15 protein-coding genes and 1 riboswitch are annotated in these 17934 nt (G+C 65.9%); of the genes, 10 read left to right on the forward strand and 5 right to left on the reverse strand.

Annotation, left to right across the window (positions count from 1 at the left end; genetic code table 11):
• Window positions 1-2: 2 nt before the first annotated feature.
• The 7 genes from glmU (at window position 3) to ACLBWL_RS05760 (ending at window position 9262) form a co-directional block, all read left to right on the forward strand.
• The gene (gene glmU, locus ACLBWL_RS05730; RefSeq protein ID WP_447791022.1) at window positions 3-1397 is read left to right on the forward strand and encodes a bifunctional UDP-N-acetylglucosamine diphosphorylase/glucosamine-1-phosphate N-acetyltransferase GlmU; all 1395 of its coding nucleotides are present in this window, start codon (window positions 3-5) and stop codon (window positions 1395-1397) included.
• A 25-nt stretch (window positions 1398-1422) separates the two neighbouring features.
• Window positions 1423-3246, forward strand: a complete 1824-nt coding sequence (gene glmS, locus ACLBWL_RS05735) for a glutamine--fructose-6-phosphate transaminase (isomerizing) (protein WP_447791024.1) — start codon at window positions 1423-1425, stop codon at window positions 3244-3246.
• A 251-nt stretch (window positions 3247-3497) separates the two neighbouring features.
• A riboswitch (glycine riboswitch) is annotated at window positions 3498-3615 on the forward strand.
• A 154-nt stretch (window positions 3616-3769) separates the two neighbouring features.
• Window positions 3770-5017, forward strand: coding sequence for a glycine cleavage system aminomethyltransferase GcvT (gcvT, locus tag ACLBWL_RS05740; RefSeq protein WP_447791026.1), 1248 nt, complete (start codon window positions 3770-3772; stop codon window positions 5015-5017).
• Between the two features lies 1 nt (window position 5018).
• Entirely contained in the window at window positions 5019-5390 is a 372-nt protein-coding gene (gene gcvH / locus ACLBWL_RS05745; protein ID WP_132735659.1) for a glycine cleavage system protein GcvH, read from the forward strand.
• 113 nt (window positions 5391-5503) lie between these two features.
• Window positions 5504-6862 (forward strand): aminomethyl-transferring glycine dehydrogenase subunit GcvPA, encoded by a 1359-nt coding sequence (gcvPA, locus tag ACLBWL_RS05750; protein WP_447791028.1) that lies wholly within the window; start codon window positions 5504-5506, stop codon window positions 6860-6862.
• A complete protein-coding gene (gcvPB, locus tag ACLBWL_RS05755; RefSeq protein ID WP_447791030.1) occupies window positions 6859-8520 on the forward strand; it encodes an aminomethyl-transferring glycine dehydrogenase subunit GcvPB in 1662 nt (553 codons plus the stop codon). Before gcvPA ends, gcvPB begins: the two co-directional genes overlap by 4 nt.
• 229 nt (window positions 8521-8749) lie before the next feature.
• Window positions 8750-9262, forward strand: a complete 513-nt coding sequence (locus tag ACLBWL_RS05760; protein ID WP_447791032.1) for a CcdC protein domain-containing protein — start codon at window positions 8750-8752, stop codon at window positions 9260-9262.
• Between the two features lie 156 nt (window positions 9263-9418).
• Here ACLBWL_RS05760 and ACLBWL_RS05765 read toward each other — a convergent pair whose 3' ends face one another.
• A complete protein-coding gene (locus ACLBWL_RS05765; RefSeq protein WP_447791033.1) occupies window positions 9419-10312 on the reverse strand; it encodes a DMT family transporter in 894 nt (297 codons plus the stop codon).
• A gap of 85 nt (window positions 10313-10397) precedes the next feature.
• Between ACLBWL_RS05765 and ACLBWL_RS05770 the strand changes: the two genes are divergently transcribed.
• Both ACLBWL_RS05770 and ACLBWL_RS05775 read left to right on the forward strand, forming a co-directional pair.
• Entirely contained in the window at window positions 10398-11933 is a 1536-nt protein-coding gene (locus ACLBWL_RS05770; protein ID WP_447791035.1) for an aminoacyl--tRNA ligase-related protein, read from the forward strand.
• A gap of 187 nt (window positions 11934-12120) precedes the next feature.
• The gene (locus ACLBWL_RS05775) at window positions 12121-12480 is read left to right on the forward strand and encodes a VOC family protein (protein WP_447791036.1); all 360 of its coding nucleotides are present in this window, start codon (window positions 12121-12123) and stop codon (window positions 12478-12480) included.
• A gap of 543 nt (window positions 12481-13023) precedes the next feature.
• Here ACLBWL_RS05775 and ACLBWL_RS05780 read toward each other — a convergent pair.
• Complete coding sequence (locus ACLBWL_RS05780) at window positions 13024-14094, reverse strand: PA0069 family radical SAM protein (protein ID WP_447791038.1); 1071 nt, start codon at window positions 14092-14094, stop codon at window positions 13024-13026.
• A gap of 43 nt (window positions 14095-14137) precedes the next feature.
• Window positions 14138-14833 (reverse strand): outer membrane protein, encoded by a 696-nt coding sequence (locus ACLBWL_RS05785; RefSeq protein ID WP_447791040.1) that lies wholly within the window; start codon window positions 14831-14833, stop codon window positions 14138-14140.
• 170 nt (window positions 14834-15003) lie between these two features.
• Between ACLBWL_RS05785 and ACLBWL_RS05790 the strand changes: the two genes are divergently transcribed.
• Window positions 15004-15201 carry a hypothetical protein gene (locus ACLBWL_RS05790; RefSeq protein ID WP_082470946.1) on the forward strand — a complete coding sequence of 66 codons (198 nt, stop codon included), beginning with the start codon at window positions 15004-15006 and terminating at the stop codon, window positions 15199-15201.
• Between the two features lie 426 nt (window positions 15202-15627).
• Here the strand turns inward: ACLBWL_RS05790 and ihfB are convergent, their stop codons facing one another.
• Window positions 15628-15906 carry an integration host factor subunit beta gene (gene ihfB / locus ACLBWL_RS05795; protein ID WP_447791042.1) on the reverse strand — a complete coding sequence of 93 codons (279 nt, stop codon included), beginning with the start codon at window positions 15904-15906 and terminating at the stop codon, window positions 15628-15630.
• Window positions 15907-16066: 160 nt separating this feature from the next.
• Window positions 16067-17785, reverse strand: a complete 1719-nt coding sequence (gene rpsA, locus ACLBWL_RS05800) for a 30S ribosomal protein S1 (protein WP_056060414.1) — start codon at window positions 17783-17785, stop codon at window positions 16067-16069.
• Between the last annotated feature and the right edge of the window lie 149 nt (window positions 17786-17934).

Below are 17934 nucleotides of genomic sequence, written 5' to 3' on the forward strand. Positions count from 1 at the left end.
CCATGATGACGCATTCCAACGACCAACCGTTTTCGGCGCCGGCCTCCACAGACCCGATTGCGGTCGTGATTCTTGCCGCCGGCAAGGGCACGCGGATGAAATCGGACCTGCACAAGGTTCTGCATCCGATCGCCGGGCGGCCGATGTTGCTGCATCTGATTGCGAGTGCGGCAGCGTTGCAGCCGGCCAAGACGGTCGTCGTGACGGGGGCAGGGCGCGAGCAGGTCGAGGCGGCGGTCGCGCCGCTCGGCATCGCCACCGCGCTCCAGGCCGAGCAGCTTGGTACCGGTCATGCGGTCGCGCAGGCGCAGGCGGCGCTCGCCGGGTTCGAGGGCGACGTGCTGATCCTTTACGGCGACGTGCCGCTGGTCACCGCCGCGACGATGCAGCGGATGATCGACCGGCTGCACGGTGACGACACGCCCGCGGTCGTCGTGCTCGGCTTTCGTCCTGCGGATCCCGGTGCCTATGGCCGCGTTATAGCCGACGCCGAGGGCCGGATGGACCGGATCGTCGAGTATAAGGACGCGTCGGAGGCGGAACGCGCGGTGACGCTGTGCAATTCCGGACTGATGGCGGTGCGCGCGACCGACCTGTTCGCCCTGCTCGCCCAGCTCGGCAACGACAATGCGGCGGGCGAATATTACCTCACCGACATCGTCGAGCTCGCCGCCGCAGCCGGCCGCTCGTCTGCGGTCATTGAAACCGGCGCGGACGAGGTCGCGGGCGTCAACAGCCGCGGCGAACTCGCTGGCGTCGAAGCCTCATGGCAGGCCACGCGCCGCGCGCAGGCGATGGTCGACGGCGCGACATTGATCGCCCCGGACACCGTCTGGTTCTCGAACGACACGCAGCTAGGTCGCGACGTCGTGATCGAGCCCAACGTCGTCTTCGGTCCCGGCGTGCGCATCGCGGACGGCGCGACGATCCATGCGTTCAGCCATGTCGAGGGCGCAACCGTCGGCAAGGGCGCCAACGTCGGGCCTTTCGCGCGCCTCCGGCCCGGCGCGGAACTGCACGCGGATGCCAAGGTCGGCAATTTCGTCGAGGTCAAGAAAGCCGTAATCGGCGAAGGCGCGAAGATCAGCCATCTCACCTATATCGGCGACGCGGACATCGGCGCCGGCGCGAACATCGGCGCGGGTACGATCACCTGCAACTATGACGGCTATTTCAAATATCGCACGGTCGTCGGCGAAGGGGCGTTCATCGGTTCGAACTCCGCGCTGGTCGCACCGGTCACGATCGGCGCCGGCGCGATCGTCGCGGCAGGCTCTGTCGTGACGCAGGACGTCGAGAGCGATGCGCTGGCACTGGTCCGCCCGGACCAAGTCGCCAAACCCGGCTGGGCCAAGCGATTTCGAGAGCGGATGATCGCGCGCAAGGCTATAAAATAGAAACGTTTCTCGGGAGTAAGACGCAATGTGTGGCATCGTAGGAATCCTGAGTAACGAAGACGTCGCGGGCCGGTTGCTCGATGGGCTGAAGCGGCTCGAATATCGCGGGTATGATTCGGCGGGCATCGCGACCGACAATGACGGCGCGATCGAGCGTCGGCGGGCGTCGGGCAAGCTCGTCAATCTCGCCAACGAACTCGCCGCGCATCCGCTACCCGGCAAGACCGGCATCGCGCACACGCGCTGGGCGACGCATGGCGGCCCGACCACCAACAACGCGCATCCGCACGCGACCGGCGAGGTCGCGGTGGTCCACAACGGCATCATCGAGAACTTCAAGCCGCTGCGCGACGAGCTGATCGCGCGTGGCCGCACGTTCACCAGCGAGACCGACACCGAGGTCGTCGCGCATCTGGTCAGCGAGAAGGTCGAGGCGGGGATGGACCCGATCGCCGCCGTCCGCGACGTGCTGCCCCGCCTGCACGGAGCGTTCGCGCTCGCGATCCTGTTCCGCCAGCATCCCGACCTGCTGATCGGCGCCCGCCTCGGCTCGCCCCTGGTCGTCGGCCACGGCGACGGCGAGATGTATCTCGGCTCGGACGCGCTCGCACTCGCGCCGCTGACGCAGCGGATCGCCTATCTCGACGAGGGCGACTGGGTCGTGCTGACGCGCGACGGTGCGCAGGTCTATGACCGCGAGAACACGCCGGTCGAGCGCGCGATCACGCTGTCGGGGATCACCGGCGAGGTGATCTCGAAGGGCAACCACAAGCATTACATGCTCAAGGAGATCTACGAGCAGCCGATCGTCGTCGCGCAGACGCTCCGCTCGTACCTCAAGCGGATGGAAGGCGAGGTCTCGCTGCCGATCCCCGAGTTCGACCTGTCCACGATCAAGCGCGTGACGATCGTCGCGTGCGGGACGAGCTTCTATGCCGGCATGGTCGCCAAATACTGGTTCGAACAGTTCGCGCGTGTCCCCGTCGACCTTGATGTCGCGTCGGAGTTCCGCTACCGCGCGCCGGTGATGGAGGATGGCGGCCTCGCCCTCTTTATCTCGCAATCGGGCGAGACCGCCGACACGCTCGCGGCGCTGCGGCACGCCAAGGCCGAGGGGCAGAAGATTGCGGTCGTCGTCAACGTGCCCACCAGTTCGATGGCGCGCGAGGCGGATCTGCTGCTGCCGACGCACGCGGGCCCGGAGATCGGCGTGGCGTCGACCAAAGCGTTCACCTGCCAGCTCGCCGTGCTGGCCGCACTTGCCGCCAATCTAGCGCGCGCGAAGGGTTTGCTGTCGAAGGAGCAGGAGCGCGAGATCGTTCGGCATCTGTCGGAGGCGCCCGCTGCGCTCAACGGTGCGCTCGCGTATGACGAGGCGATCGAGGCGATGGCGCACAACATCGCCGGCGCGCGCGACGTGCTCTATCTCGGCCGCGGGACGGATTACCCGCTGGCGCTCGAGGGTGCGCTGAAGCTGAAGGAAATCAGCTACATCCACGCCGAGGGCTATGCCGCCGGCGAGATGAAGCACGGCCCGATCGCGCTGATCGACGAGCACGTCCCGGTCATCGTCATCGCACCGTCGGGGCCGCTGTTCGACAAGACGGTCAGCAACATGCAGGAAGTCATGGCACGCGGCGGCAAGGTCGTGCTGATCTCGGATTACGACGGCATCCAGGCGGCCGGCGAAGGCTGCATGGCGACGATCACCATGCCCAAGGTCCACCCACTGATCGCGCCGCTCGTGTATGCGGTACCGGTGCAGCTGCTCGCGTATCATGTGGCGGTGCTCAAGGGCACGGACGTCGACCAGCCGCGCAATCTCGCGAAGAGCGTGACGGTCGAATAACGCTCGGGATACTTGGGTCCATACCCAAACCAAAAATACCACCCCGGCGAAGGCCGGGGCCCAATTGGGGGACGGAGGTAACTGAGTCGCGCTCCTTGGTTACAGCGACCTTTCCAATTGGGCCCCGGCCTTCGCCGGGGTGGTGCTGATGGCGGGCTATCCACCGATTTCTTTCCGCCGCGCGCAACCCTCGATTGACTAAGATTGTGCGCCGCGTCACAACTCGCGGCGTCGATGTCGGGCAACCGGCATGGCACCGCGCGGGAGAGCGTTTCCGGTCCTTTCAGGGCTGGCCCTTGACTGGGCACGGAACCGCCGAAGGAGCAACCACCCCGGAATCTCTCAGGCACCAGAGACCGCGCAGGAGCAATCGACACTCTGGAAAGCGTCCTGACGTGAGTCGAGGGCCACCGAAGGGGTAAGCGCTGGACATATCCCGCGCGAAAGCTCTCAGGTCCCGTGACAGAGGGGGTTCGGATCGTTGCACCCATTGGTGCCGCGCGCCCCTTCGACGGAGACGAGCATGAGCGACCCAGAACTGCGCGATTACGCCAGCATCATCGACCAGGCCGACGATTACGTCGAGCCCGAGATCCTGCCATTGCCGCTCGACGCATGGCACCGCGCCCAGGGCGCGCGGATGGTCGAGTTCGCCGGCTACGAGATGCCGATCCAGTATGAAGGCATCATGGCCGAGCACGCCTGGACGCGCGACTCGGCGGGGCTGTTCGACGTCAGCCACATGGGCCAGCTCGTCTTCTCCGGCGAAGGCGTCGCGCACGCGCTCGAAACCGTCCTGCCGGGCGATATCGCAGGGCTCGGCGAGGGCAAGATGCGCTATTCGCTGCTGCTCGCACAGGACGGCGGCATCCTCGACGACCTGATGGCCACGCGCCTCCCCGACGACCAGCCGTCGCCCTTCTCCGCGCAGGACGTCGAGCCCGAGGCCTACGACCCGCTCCACCCGTCGCCGACTGCGAGCGGCAGCTTCTACGTCGTCGTCAACGGCGCGACCAAGTATGACGACATCAGCTACCTGATCGAGCATCTGCCCGACGACGTCACGATCAACATCCTCGAAGACCAGGCATTGCTCGCCGTGCAGGGTCCGAAAGCGGTCGAAGCCGTCGCGCGGATCGTCCCCGGCGTCGACGGCCTCGTGTTCATGACCGCGGGCGCGTTCCACTGGAACGACGTGCCGCTCTGGATCAGCCGCTCGGGCTACACCGGCGAAGACGGCGTCGAGATCTCGCTCCCCGCCGAACACGCGGTAGCGTTTGCCGACGCCTTGCTCGCGCTCGCAGAGATCAAGCCGATCGGCCTCGGCGCGCGCGATTCGCTGCGTCTCGAAGCCGGTCTGCCGCTCTACGGCCACGACCTCGATCCCGAGATCACGCCGGTGATGGCCGACCTCGGTTTCGCGCTGTCGAAGCGTCGCCGCGAAGCCGCCGACTTCCCCGGTGCCGAGCGTATCCTCACCCAGCGCGAACACGGCCCCGCCACCAAGCGTGTCGGCCTGATTGTCGAGGGCCGCCAGCCCGCGCGCGAGGGTGCCGAGGTAATCGACGACACCGGCGCGCCGATCGGCCGCCTCACCAGCGGTGGTTTCGCACCCACCCTCGGGAAGCCGATCGCGATGGCCTATGTGCCGCTCGCGCTCGCCGCGCCCGGCACCCGCATCGAGATCGCGCAACGCGGCAAGGTCCACACCGCCACCGTCACCGCGATGCCCTTCATTCCCCACCGCTACGTCCGCGCAGGAGCCAAGTGATATGAGCCGTTACTTCACGCAGGATCACGAATGGGTCGATGTCGATGGCGACGTCGGCACCGTCGGCATCTCCGAATACGCGCAGAGCCAGCTCGGCGACGTCGTGTTCGTCGACGTCCCCGAAGCCGGCAAGACGCTGAGCAAGGGCGACGAAGCCGCGGTCGTCGAGTCGGTCAAGGCCGCGTCCGACGTGTACTCCCCCGTCTCGGGCACCGTCACCGAGGGCAACGCTGCACTCACCGACGATTCCAGCCTGGTGAACTCCGACGCCGAAGCGGCCGGCTGGTTCTTCAAGCTGACGCTCAGCGACCCGAGCGAACTCGACAGCCTGATGGACGAAGCCGCCTACGCAGCCTTCGTCGAAGGACTGTAAGTCGCTGCTCCCCTCCCGCCTGCGGGAGGGGTCGGGGGAGGGGCTGATACAGTCGTTCCCCGCCTCATTCCCTCCCCCGACCCCTCCCGTAAACGGGAGGGGAGGAGACTAGAATGCGCTACCTTCCCCTGACCCAGCCCGACCGTGCGGACATGCTCGCCGTCATCGGCGCCGCAACCATCGACGACCTCTTCGTCGACGTGCCCGAAGCCGCCCGCCTCGACGGCCCGGTCCGCGACCTGCCGATGCACGCGTCCGAGATGGCGGTCGAACGCCACATGTCGGCGCTCGCCAAGAAGAACCTCACCGCCGGCGAAGCGCCGTTCTTCCTCGGCTGCGGCGCGTACAAGCATCACGTTCCCGCGTCGGTCGATCACCTGATCCAGCGCGGCGAGTTTCTCACCGCCTACACGCCGTACCAGCCCGAAATCGCGCAGGGCACGCTGCAGATGCTGTTCGAGTTCCAGACGCAGGTCGCACGGCTGCTCGGCACCGACGTCGCCAACGCCTCGATGTACGACGGCTCGACCGCGTGCTGGGAAGCGATCGTGATGGCGCGTCGCATCACCAAGCGGGGCAAGGCGATCCTGTCGTCGGGCCTCCACCCGCATTACGTCTCGGTCTCGAAGACGATGGCCAAGTTCACCGGCGACGTGCTCGACACCGCCGCGCCCGAGCTGGCCGCCGACATGGACCTCGACCAGCTGGTCGCGAAGATCGACGACGATACGTCGTGCGTCGTCGTCCAATACCCCGACATCCTCGGCCGCATCGCCGACCTGCGCCCGCTCGCAAACGCGTGCCACGCGAAGAAGGCGCTGCTGATCGCGGTCGTCACCGAGCCGGTCGCGCTCGGTGCGATCGCGTCGCCCGGCGAGATGGACGCGGACATCGTCGTCGGCGAAGGCCAGTCGCTCGGCGTCGGCCTCCAGTTCGGCGGGCCTTACGTGGGCCTGTTCGGCTGCAAGGACAAATACGTCCGCCAGATGCCCGGTCGCCTTTGCGGCGAGACTGTCGACGCGGACGGTCGCCGCGGTTTCGTCCTCACGCTGTCGACCCGCGAGCAGCACATCCGCCGCGAGAAGGCGACGTCGAACATCTGCACCAACTCGGGGCTCTGCGCGCTGGCGTTCTCGATCCACATGACGCTGCTCGGTGAAGCCGGCCTGCGCCAACTGGCCGAGGTGAACCACGCAGGCGCAGTCTCGGCGGCGGAACGCTTGTCGCAGATCCCCGGCGTGGAACTGGTCAACGACAGCTTCTTCAACGAGTTCACGCTGAAGTTACCCGTCGAAGCCCGCCCCGTCGTCCGCACGCTCGCCGATCGCGGCATCCTCGCCGGCGTATCGCTCGGGCGTTTGTACCCCGGCCAGGACGATCTCGCGAACGGCCTCGTCGTCGCCGTGACGGAAACGACCACCGCGGAGGACGTCGAAACGCTTGCGTCCGCTTTGCAGGAGATACTGGCATGAGCATCAACCAGAGCGGCTGGCGCCCGACCTCGCCCGAGGCGAACACGGGCAACGTCCCCGCCAGCGTCACCGGCAACAAGGCGCTGATGCTGGAAGAAGCGCTGATCTTCGAGATCGGCGATACCCACACCACCGGCGTAGACTTCGCTGCTCCCTCTCCCCTACGGGGAGAGGGCCGGGGTGAGGGGCAGCCCAGCAATGCTGCGCCCGGTACGACCCCTCACCCAACCCTCTCCCCGCAGGGGAGAGGGCTATCGCGCCTCGGCAACCTGTCGCGCACCGCACCGATCGGCCTCCCCGGTCTCTCCGAACCCGAAACCGTCCGCCACTACACCCGCCTCTCGCGCCAAAACTACGGCATCGACCTCGGCTTCTTCCCGCTCGGTTCGTGCACGATGAAGCACAACCCGCGCCTCAACGAGAAGATGGCGCGGCTCCCCGGTTTCTCCGACGTCCACCCGCTCCAGCCGGTCGACACCGTGCAGGGCGCATTGGAAGTCATCCACCAACTCGCGCACTGGCTCGTCACGCTCACCGGCATGACCTCGGTCGCGATGAGCCCCAAGGCCGGCGCGCACGGCGAACTCTGCGGCATCCTCGCGATCCGCGCCGCCCTCGAAGCCAAGGGCGAAGGCGCGCGGAAGATCATCCTCGTTCCCGAGAGCGCGCACGGCACCAACCCCGCCACCGCGGCGTTCGCCGGCTATAGCGTCGAGGACATCCCCGCCACCGCCGAAGGTCGCGTCGACACCGCCGCGCTGAAGGCCCGGCTCGGCCCCGACGTCGCCGGCGTGATGATCACCAACCCCAACACGTGTGGACTGTTCGAGCGCGACATGCGCGAGATCTCCGACGCGGTGCACGCGGCGGGCGGCTTCGTCTATTGCGACGGCGCGAACTTCAACGCGATCGTCGGCCGCGTCCGGCCAGGCGATCTCGGCATCGACGCGATGCATATCAACTTGCACAAGACCTTCTCAACGCCGCACGGCGGCGGCGGTCCGGGCTCGGGTCCGGTGGTGTTCTCGGCAGCGTTAACCCCGTACGCGCCGCTCCCGTTCGTCGAGAAGCAGGGCGACCAGTTCGTCCTGATCGAAGAAGAAAACGCCGATGAGCACCACGCAGGCAGCTTCGGCCGCATGGTCGCGTTCCACGGCCAGATGGGCATGTTCACGCGCGCACTGACCTACATCCTCAGTCACGGCGCGGACGGCCTGCGCCAGGTGTCCGAGGATGCGGTGCTCAACGCGAACTACATCCTGCGCAGCCTCGACGACACGCTCGACGCACCGTTCGGCCCCTCGGGTCCGTGCATGCATGAGGCGCTGTTCTCGGACTCGGGCCTCGCCGCCGGTTTCTCGACGATCGACATCGCGAAGGGCCTGATCGACGAGGGCTTCCACCCGATGACGATGTATTTCCCGCTCGTCGTCCACGGCGCGATGCTGGTCGAACCGACCGAGACCGAGTCGAAGGCGGCGCTCGACCAGTTCATCGCCGCGCTCCGCTCGGTCGCCGAACGCGCGAAAGCCGGCGACCAGAGCCTCAAGACCGCGCCCCACTTCGCCCCCCGCGCGCGCCTCGACGAGACGCTCGCGGCGCGGAAGCCGGTACTGGTCTGGAAGGACCCGGCCCCACTGGCGCAGGCGGCGGAGTAGGGGAACGGATGTGGTGTGAAACTCACACCTGAAAAAGAATACCGCCCCGGCGAAGGCCGGGGTCCAATTGGGCGACGCTGCTAACGGATGGCGGCATGTCGTTATTGCCACCTGTCCAATTGGGCCCCGGCCTCCGCCGGGGTGGCATTTCAAATATGGCGCCGCCTCTTTACCCTGGCTGTATTGCTGTCATACTACACCGATTGGGGTTGTGGGGCAGGGGTGAGCAATGCAGGCGCACGAAGCACAAGGCTGGATCAGCTACGCGATTACGGCCGTCATCATCGGCATCGTCTTCGCGGTCCGCTGGCGCCGCATGAGCGTGGTGAAACCGCTCAAGCTCGAACGCCTCTGGGTCTTCCCCGCACTCTACGCCGTCGCGGCGCTCTACATGTTCACGATGTACCCGCCGCAAGGCCTCGCCTGGTTGTTCTGCGCGCTCGCGCTCATGATGGGCGCAGCACTCGGCTGGCAGCGCGGCAAGATGATGCGGATCACGATCGACCCTGACACCCACGCGCTCAACACGACGTCGTCGCCGGCGGCCGTTCTCTTCCTCGTCGCGATCGTCGCGGTCCGCACCGGCGCTCGCGCGGTGCTCGGCGACGGCCACGCGCTTCACCTGAACGCCTTCGCGATCACCGACATGCTCGTCGCGCTCGCGCTAGGCCTGTTCACCACCCAACGCATCGAAATGTACCTCCGCGCCAAGCGGATGCTCGAAACGGCGCGCGTCCGCTAACCCGCCGCTACCGTACGATCCTCCCCCGCCAGGGGGAGGTGGCTGGCCCTTGCCAGACGGAGGGGGAGGAAAGGGCAACGTCGGTTGTGTGTTCCTCCCCCTCCGTCACCTTCGGCGACACCTCCCCCTAGCGGGGGAGGATCGAGAGCGCCGCCGTCAAGCGATCGCCTGCTCGGTCTCTTCCCGCCGCCGCACATGCTCGCGCCACACGATATACAACCCGCTCGCGACGATGATCGGCGCCCCGACCCAGGTCGCCTCCGCCGGCAGCGTGTCGAACACCAGCCACCCCAGCAGCGTCACCCAAAGCAAGCTCGAGTAATCCATCGGCACCACCACCGACACCGGCCCGAGGCGCAACGACGTCGTCATCGCGATCTGCGCCAGCCCGCCGAAGGTCCCGACGCTCGCCAGACACACCCACGCGACCAGATCATGCGACTGCGCCGCCCGCCCATAGAACACGGACAATGGGATCAACGACAGCGCCGAGAACCAGAACACCGTCGTCAGCGCGCTCTCGGTCTTGCCGATCTGCCGCAACAGGATCGACACGCTCGCCGTCCCGAACGCCCCGGCCAGCGCACACCCCGCACCCCATAACGGGAAATGATCCCCACCCGGTTGCGCGACGATCAACACCCCCGCGAACCCGGTCGCCACCGCTGCCCAGCGATGCCACCCGGTCGGCTCGCGCAACACCAGCGCGCCCAGGATCGTCGCGAACACCGGCACCGTGAACCCGATCGTCGTCGCCTCCGCGAGCGGCAACGCGACGATCCCGTTAAAGGTAAATGCCATCGCCGACAGCCCCACGATCGCGCGGACGATGTGCGCGGGCAGCCGCTTTGTAGCGATCGACGGCAAACCCGGCCCCGCAACGATCACCGCCGACACCAAGAGGCACGCCCCGAACTGTCGAAAGAACAGGATCTCCGGCACGCTGGCGCCGTGTCGCTCGGCAAGCTTGATCGCGGTGTTCATCAGCGCGAAGATCACGACCGACAGCAACCGCATGCCGATGGCGGGAAGGATGCGGTCGGTTGGCATGCGCGCCCCCTACGCAAACCACCGCCGCATCGCCACCCCGCAACTCACACGTGACGAACCCCCGCGCACCCGCTATCCGCACCCCATGATAAAGCGCGCACTCCCCGTCACCCGCGAGGCGGATTTCTCCGCCTGGTACCAGGCCGTCATCTCCGAGGCCGATCTCGCCGAGGAATCCGGCGTCCGCGGCTGCATGGTCATCCGCCCCTGGGGCTACGGCATCTGGGAGCGCATCCAGCGCCTGCTCGACGACCGGATCAAGGCGACCGGCCACGAGAACTGCTATTTCCCGCTCTTCATCCCGCTCTCCTACTTCGAGAAGGAGGCCGAGCACGTCGACGGGTTCGCCAAGGAAATGGCCGTCGTCACCCACCACCGCCTCAAGGCTGATGGCTATGGCCGCCTGATCCCCGACCCCGACGCCAAGCTGGAGGAGCCGCTGGTCGTGCGCCCGACCTCCGAGATGGTCATCGGCGCCGCGTTCGCGCGCTGGGTCCAGTCGTGGCGCGACCTGCCGGTGCTGATCAACCAATGGGCCAACGTCGTCCGCTGGGAAATGCGCACCCGCATGTTCCTGCGCACCAGCGAGTTCCTCTGGCAGGAAGGCCACACCGCGCACGCCACCGCCGACGAAGCGCGCGACGAGACGCTCAAGATGCTCGAAGTCTATCGCGATTTCGCGGAGGAATGCCTCGGTATCCACGTCATCGCCGGCGAAAAGCCCGAGAACGAGCGCTTCCCCGGCGCCGTCGCGACCTATTCGATCGAGGCGATGATGCAGGACGGCAAGGCGCTGCAAGCCGGCACCTCGCACTTCCTCGGCACCAACTTCGCGTCGGCGCAGAACATCCGCTTCCAGAATGCGGGCGGCGAGTTCGAGCTGTGCAACACGACCAGCTGGGGCGTGTCGACGCGGATGATCGGCGCGGTCATCATGGTCCACGGCGACGACGACGGCCTGCGAGTGCCACCGCTGATCGCGCCGTGGCAGATCGTGATCGTCCCGATGTTGCGCGACGTCCCCAAGGACGCGGCGATCGTCGACTATTGCAAGTCGCTCCAGGCCGAGCTCGCCAAGCAGTCGGCGCTCGGCGAACCGGTCCGCGCACTGCTCGACCTCAAGCCCGCCAAGGCCGCGACCAAGCGCTGGAGCTGGGTCAAGAAAGGCGCGCCGATCGTGATCGAGGTCGGCGGCCGCGACATGGCCGGCGGCAACGTCACCGTGATCCGCCGCGACCGCCTCTACCGCGAGGACGGCAAGCTGAACAGCAATGCCGTCGCGCGCGACACGTTCGTCGGGGAGGTTTCGGGGATGCTGGCGGAAGTGCAGGCGACGCTCCACGTCGAATCGATGAACCGCGTAAAGGGCAACATCGTCCCCGCCGACGACTTTGCCGCGGTCGAAGCGCATTTCGCCGACGGCATGAAGAACCCCGGCTGGGTCGACGTCCGCTGGTCGAAGCCGACCGGGCCTGCGCTCGACAAGGTCGTCGAGCGGTTGAAGGCGCTCAAACTCACGATCCGCAACGCGCCGATGGGCCAGACCGGCTGCGACGACGGCGCGTGCATCTTCACCGGCGAACCCGCGGTCGAACGCATCCTGATCGGCCGCGCGTACTAGGCGCGCCGATCCGCGGCGGTCGGCGTCAGGCCCAAGGTTCGCCCCGAGTCAGGGGCTGGGTGCCGGACCGGCCCGGATACCCAGCGCCACGGAGCAACCGAAACGGACCGGTCTGTCGGCTGCGTCGCGGTTCCCCGTCTGGTATCGTCGCATCGGCTTTGGGCGGTGCGACCTTTGGGGGGCAGGCATGGGCGTGACGGGGATCGGCGGGTTCTTCTTCCGGGCAAAGGACCCGGAGGCGATCCGCGCCTGGTATGTCGAGCATCTCGGCGTTGGCTCGGTGCCGTACGGGTCATGGGAGACGCAGGCAGGGCCAAGCGTCTTTGCGCCGTTCGCGGTCGACGCCGACTATTTCCCCACGGATCGCCTTTGGATGCTCAACCTGCGCGTCAACGACCTCGACGGCCTGATTGCGACGCTCCACGCGGCGGGTATCGCGGTGATCACCGATCCCGAGTGGGACATGCCCGGCTTCGGCCGCTTCGCCCGCATCCATGATCCGGAAGGCAACCCGATCGAACTCTGGCAACCCGACGATCCTTCATAAGGAAGACGCGCTCAGCCTCGGTCGGTTGAGCGGCGGTGCCACTAGCCGATCGGTCGAGAAAGTGGCGACTGCACGTGCGCGGAGTTCGACCCCCTCCGCATTAGCCCACTCACCGTTTCGCGATTGATCTGCTGTCTGGCCTGCAGGAGGATCGTCGCACGCGCTGCGTTCTTGTGGCAGCTGGGACAGATCGACATTCGACCATTCACCATTGCGAGCGTGCTACAGCGATGATCGCTCTCCGGCCGGTGCCCCGTGTTTCCCCGCGAAGGCGGGGATCCAGACTGGGCTCCCGCCTTCGCGGGAGAACAAGGAGGAGGAGCGTAACTACCGCGTTGGACCGCGTGCAGGTCCGATCGCGATAGTGCCGATAAATTTCGAGTGCCACCGTTCCGCAAACCAGACTTTTTCGTCTCTACGGCACCTGGATGTCGACCAAAGCCCGCCGGACCGTAGCCGAAGGGGTCCGCCATGACGAGAACAGATCAGACGGCACGCGCTGAAACCCAGCCACCGCGCCCTCGCGCACCGATCTCCGGCTCGTCAAAACAACTCCCCCTGCGGCCCCGGCGGCGCCCGGAACAGGTCGTTGCGGAGTGCGATCCGCTCCTGGTTCAGCCCGTGCTTCGCGCACGCGATCCGGAACCGCGTTCCCAGCAATTCCGCCCATGGCCCTTGGCCTCGCATCCGCGTGAAGAAGTTCGGATCATTGTCCTTGCCCCCGCGTAGCGACGCGATCGTTGCCATCACTTTCCCCGCGCGGTCTGGGAAATGTTCGTCGAGCCACGCCCGGAACAGTGGTGCCACCTCGTGCGGTAACCGCACCGGGATGAAGAACGCACGGCTTGCGCCTGCCTCGGCAGCGTGTGCGATCAGATGTTCGATCTCGTGATCGGTGATCGCGGGAATGACCGGTGCGATCGACACGTACACCGGCACGCCTGCATCGGCCAGTTTGCGCACCGCCGCCAGCCGTCGCTCGGGATGGGGCGCGCGCGGTTCGATGGTCGACGCCACCTTGGGATCAAGCGACGTGATCGACATCGCCACCGCCGCCAGTCCCTTCGCCGCCATCGGTGCCAGCAGATCGAGATCGCGTACGACGCGGTCGGATTTGGTCGTGATCGTCAGTGGATGATCGGTTTCCGCCAGCACCTCGATGATACCGCGCGTGATCCGCCAGTCACTCTCGATCGGTTGATAGGGATCGGTGTTCGTCCCCAGCGCCATCGGCGCGCACACATAGCCGCGTTTCCCCAACTCCACCCGCAACAGCGCGGCCGCGGAAGGCTTGACGAACAGCTTGCTGTCGAAATCGAGCCCCGGTGACAGGTCGTGGAACGCGTGGCTCGGCCGCGCGAAACAATAGATGCAACCATGCTCGCAGCCCCGATACGGATTGATCGAGCGGTCGAACGGTACGTCAGGCGACGCGTTGCGGCTGATGATCGTGCGCGGCGTTTCGACTGTCACGGTCGTCTTCAGCCGCGGGGCGATCCCGTCGATCCCCTCGCGCATGTCGAGCCAGTCGCCATCCGCCTCGGTCTGCGGCAAATTGAACCGCCGACTTTCGTCATTGCGGGTAGCACCACGAACCGGGCGGGCCTGTTTCATTCGCTGAAACTAGACACCGCCCTGGAACATAGCAAGAACGATATTAGAAACGGAAGCCGATCCCGGCAACGACCTGGTGACGGCTGAAATCGAGGCTCGCCTTGTCCGACCCATCGACGACTTCGTAGCCGTTGTAGTCGGTATAGACGTATTCGAACTTGCCGTAGAAATTGTGCCCGAACCCGGCCTGGACGCCTGCACCGACGTGGAAGCCGCTCAGGTTGTCCGAAAGGCGGAAATTGTCCTCAGGGAAGGTCGGGTCGGTGTAGTTGAGGCGGATCTGGCCGTTCGAATAGCCGCCCTTTATGTAGGCTACCGTCGTCGGGTTGATCAGAAAGCCACCGCGCACACCGGCCGTCAGGTTGCGGCCGGGCTTCAGGCAGGTGTCGACGCCGTCGCCGCCGTCGAAGCACTGCTTGGCGCTCGACCCCTCGATACCGCCATACACGCCGAGCATGGTGCCGCCGTTGACGACCATATCGTAGCCGACCTCACCGCCATAGGTGACGCCGCTCTTGCCTTCGCTCAGGCGGGCCGAGTCTTCGCCGGCTTCGACGTTCAGTTCGGTGATGACGCGGTCGTAGCCGATCCGCGGCTCGATGCGCAGGCCGCTGACGCCGTCGGCCTGGCCATAAGAGGTCGCAGCGTCGCTGGCGCCATTCGGCCCCATGTCGGACTGGGCGATAGCCGGCGCGGCCGGTGCGGCGGCGAGTGCCGCGATAAGCAGGTACTTGTACATTCGATAGGTCCCCTGTGAACCAGCCCCCTGGCCGATCCAACGGCGCTCTCTCTCCCCGGCGTGTGGTTTCGACGAGGTTAACCCAGCCCGGTTGCATCCATTTCCGATCCGTTTGGGCGGGCTCGGAATGAGCGCTCGCGAAGGGGCGCCAGAACGCCTAGGGCGGTAGCATGACGGAACAGATCACCACCGTGGAGCGAGCATTCGAACTGGCACGATCCGGCGCCTGCAGCTCGGTCAACGACCTGCGACAGCGCTTGCGCCGCGAGGGCTACGATGCGGTGCATCTTCACCTGCACGGCGCATCGATCAACAAACAGCTGGTCGACCTTATGCACGCCGCAAAAGGATCGTCGGGCGCAGAGTGATGCGTGCGGCTGCCGGGTAAACCGCATCGCCGCAGTGGCGTCGCTGGCTTCGACCGACGGGCAGACATTGGTCAGGATGGTGCGGGCGGGGGGACTCGAACCCCCACGGGCCTAGGCCCAACGGATTTTCGTACCAGCTACGGTTTTCACCGCCGCCCGAGGACGTTTGTGGTCTGGACTATCCCTTCACCATGCTCCGGCGAAACCGGAGTGCAGGTGCTGCCCGTCTAGTCTCTACACCTTCCCACGAAACGCTCGCGGGCTTGGCTCGGGATTCCCATTTCACAGGCTTCCCCGAATTTGAGCAGTTCTACGCCGTGGGTTTCCCCGCGGGCACTCAAGCATGTCTAAGTCCGGTGCGTCTACCATTCCGCCACGCCCGCATCCGAGCTCGTCTTACGGCGACTGAACCGCGCCGCCAAGACCTCACACGTTGAGGCGAGCGCGCATTTCCTTGCCAGGCTTGAAATACGGCACGCGCTTGGCATCGACTGCCACGACCTCGCCGGTGCGCGGGTTGCGACCGGTACGGGCATCGCGCGCGCGCGTCGAAAAGGCCCCGAACCCGCGCAGCTCGACCCGACCATCATCGGCCAGCCGCTTAGAGATTTCATCGAAAAACGTGCTGACGATCAGCTCGACTTCGTTCGGTTGCAGGTCCGGATGCGCCTCGGCGATCTTGAGGACCAGTTCAGATCGAATCATTCGTTTTCCCGCTCATCTGGCAATGACGCTTATTGATGTAAGTCAACTTGCGAAGCGTTAGCACTAATTTGGGCGTAATCAAAAACCAAAGTACACCAGGCACAAAAAAGCCCGGCATGTACGGGACATGCCGGGCCAATTTATCGATAAGCCGTTGAGCTTACTTCTTCTCGGCGTCCGTGCGGGCCTTGAGAGCCTCGCCCAGGATGTTGCCCAGAGTCGCGCCGGAGTCCGACGAACCATACTGCGCAACGGCCTGCTTCTCTTCCGAGATCTGCATGGCCTTGATCGAGAAGGTCGGCTTCTTCGAACGATCGAAGCCGGTGACCATCGCGTCGAACTTCTGGCCGACCTGGAAACGCTCCGGACGCTGCTCGTCGCGATCGCGACCCAGATCCGTGCGCTTGATGAAGCCGGTCGCGCCATCGTCGCCCTGCTGCACTTCGAGGCCCGCGTCGCGGACTTCGAGAACGGTCACGGTGACGATCGCGTTCTTGTTCAGCTTGTCGCCTGCTGCTGCGATGCCGCCGGCCGATGGCCCGCCGCGCTCGAGCTGCTTCATGCCGAGCGAGATACGCTCCTTCTCGGCGTCGATGTCGAGCACGACGGCCTCGACGGTCTCACCCTTGCGATGCAGGTTGAGCGCGTCCTCGCCCGAAACACCCCATGCGATGTCGGACATGTGGACCATGCCGTCGACGTCGTTGTCGAGGCCGATGAACAGACCGAATTCGGTCGCGTTCTTGACTTCGCCTTCGACGGTCGAACCGATCGGATGAGCGGCAGCGAATGCCTCCCAAGGATTGGCCTGAGCCTGCTTGAGGCCGAGCGAGATGCGACGCTTCTCGGAATCGACTTCGAGGACCATGACGTCGACTTCCTGCGAGGTCGACACGATCTTGCCCGGGTGGACGTTCTTCTTGGTCCAGGACATTTCCGACACGTGGACGAGGCCTTCGATGCCCGCTTCCAGCTCGACGAACGCACCATATTCGGTGATGTTCGTGACGCGGCCGGTGAGCTTCGCGCCGACCGGGTACTTGACCATCGCGCCATCCCAGGGATCGCTCTCCAGCTGCTTCATGCCGAGGCTGATGCGCTGGGTGTCCTTGTTGATGCGGATGATCTGCACCTTGACGGTGTCGCCGATGTTCAGGACTTCGCTCGGGTGACCGACGCGCTTGTAGCTGAGATCGGTGACGTGCAGCAGGCCATCGATGCCGCCGAGATCAACGAACGCACCGTAATCGGTGATGTTCTTGACGACGCCGTCGATGATCTGGCCCTCGGCCAGGCTGAGGATCAGGCCCGAACGCTGCTCTGCGCGCGTCTCTTCGAGAACGGCGCGACGCGACACGACGATGTTGCCGCGCTTGCGGTCCATCTTCAGGATCTGGAACGGCTGCGGGATGTCCATCAGCGGGGTGACATCGCGCACGGGGCGGATATCGACCTGCGAGCCGGGCAGGAAGGCGACGGCGCCGTTCAGGTCGACGGTGAAGCCACCCTTCACGCGGCCGAAGATCACGCCTTCGACGCGGGTCGTCTTGGAGAATTCGGTTTCCAGCTTGTCCCATGCGGCTTCGCGGCGTGCGCGATCGCGGCTGAGCATCGCTTCGCCGTGGACGTTCTCGACGCGGTCGACATAGACTTCGACTTCGTCGCCGACCTTGAGGTCAGCCTTCTGGCCCGGCGCTGCGAATTCGCGAAGCGGCACGCGGCCTTCCGACTTCAGACCGACGTCGATGACGGCCATGTCGTTCTCGATGCCGGTCACGGTGCCATGCACCACGCGGCCCTCGAAGCTGTCGGCGTCGCCGAGCGTTTCGTTCAGCATCGCCGCGAAATCGTCGCGGGTCGGCATTACCTGGGTTGCCATAGAATTCAGTAATCCTAGTCTGTTTCCGGCCAAGCGGTTGGGTCCGCTGGTCTTGGCCTTCGTTGCCGCGACGACCGAACGCCGGCGCAGCATCCGGACGGCACGAAGCGCGGAGGACGTAGACGCTGAATGCGAAAACGGCGCGTGAG

This window comes from Sphingomonas sp. M1A8_2b, from assembly GCF_053345535.1.

What these genes read in the sequence shown, in the direction of transcription:
- rpsA (WP_056060414.1), bottom strand. Translation starts at nt 17,785, where the DNA reads ATGGCAACCCAGGTAATGCCGACCCGCGACGATTTCGCGGCGATGCTG.
- gcvH (WP_132735659.1), top strand. Translation starts at nt 5,019, where the DNA reads ATGAGCCGTTACTTCACGCAGGATCACGAATGGGTCGATGTCGATGGC.
- ACLBWL_RS05760 (WP_447791032.1), top strand. Translation starts at nt 8,750, where the DNA reads ATGCAGGCGCACGAAGCACAAGGCTGGATCAGCTACGCGATTACGGCC.
- glmU (WP_447791022.1), top strand. Translation starts at nt 3, where the DNA reads ATGATGACGCATTCCAACGACCAACCGTTTTCGGCGCCGGCCTCCACA.
- ACLBWL_RS05770 (WP_447791035.1), top strand. Translation starts at nt 10,398, where the DNA reads ATGATAAAGCGCGCACTCCCCGTCACCCGCGAGGCGGATTTCTCCGCC.
- ACLBWL_RS05790 (WP_082470946.1), top strand. Translation starts at nt 15,004, where the DNA reads ATGACGGAACAGATCACCACCGTGGAGCGAGCATTCGAACTGGCACGA.
- gcvPA (WP_447791028.1), top strand. Translation starts at nt 5,504, where the DNA reads ATGCGCTACCTTCCCCTGACCCAGCCCGACCGTGCGGACATGCTCGCC.
- ACLBWL_RS05785 (WP_447791040.1), bottom strand. Translation starts at nt 14,833, where the DNA reads ATGTACAAGTACCTGCTTATCGCGGCACTCGCCGCCGCACCGGCCGCG.
- gcvPB (WP_447791030.1), top strand. Translation starts at nt 6,859, where the DNA reads ATGAGCATCAACCAGAGCGGCTGGCGCCCGACCTCGCCCGAGGCGAAC.
- ACLBWL_RS05775 (WP_447791036.1), top strand. Translation starts at nt 12,121, where the DNA reads ATGGGCGTGACGGGGATCGGCGGGTTCTTCTTCCGGGCAAAGGACCCG.
- ACLBWL_RS05765 (WP_447791033.1), bottom strand. Translation starts at nt 10,312, where the DNA reads ATGCCAACCGACCGCATCCTTCCCGCCATCGGCATGCGGTTGCTGTCG.
- glmS (WP_447791024.1), top strand. Translation starts at nt 1,423, where the DNA reads ATGTGTGGCATCGTAGGAATCCTGAGTAACGAAGACGTCGCGGGCCGG.
- gcvT (WP_447791026.1), top strand. Translation starts at nt 3,770, where the DNA reads ATGAGCGACCCAGAACTGCGCGATTACGCCAGCATCATCGACCAGGCC.
- ACLBWL_RS05780 (WP_447791038.1), bottom strand. Translation starts at nt 14,094, where the DNA reads ATGAAACAGGCCCGCCCGGTTCGTGGTGCTACCCGCAATGACGAAAGT.
- ihfB (WP_447791042.1), bottom strand. Translation starts at nt 15,906, where the DNA reads ATGATTCGATCTGAACTGGTCCTCAAGATCGCCGAGGCGCATCCGGAC.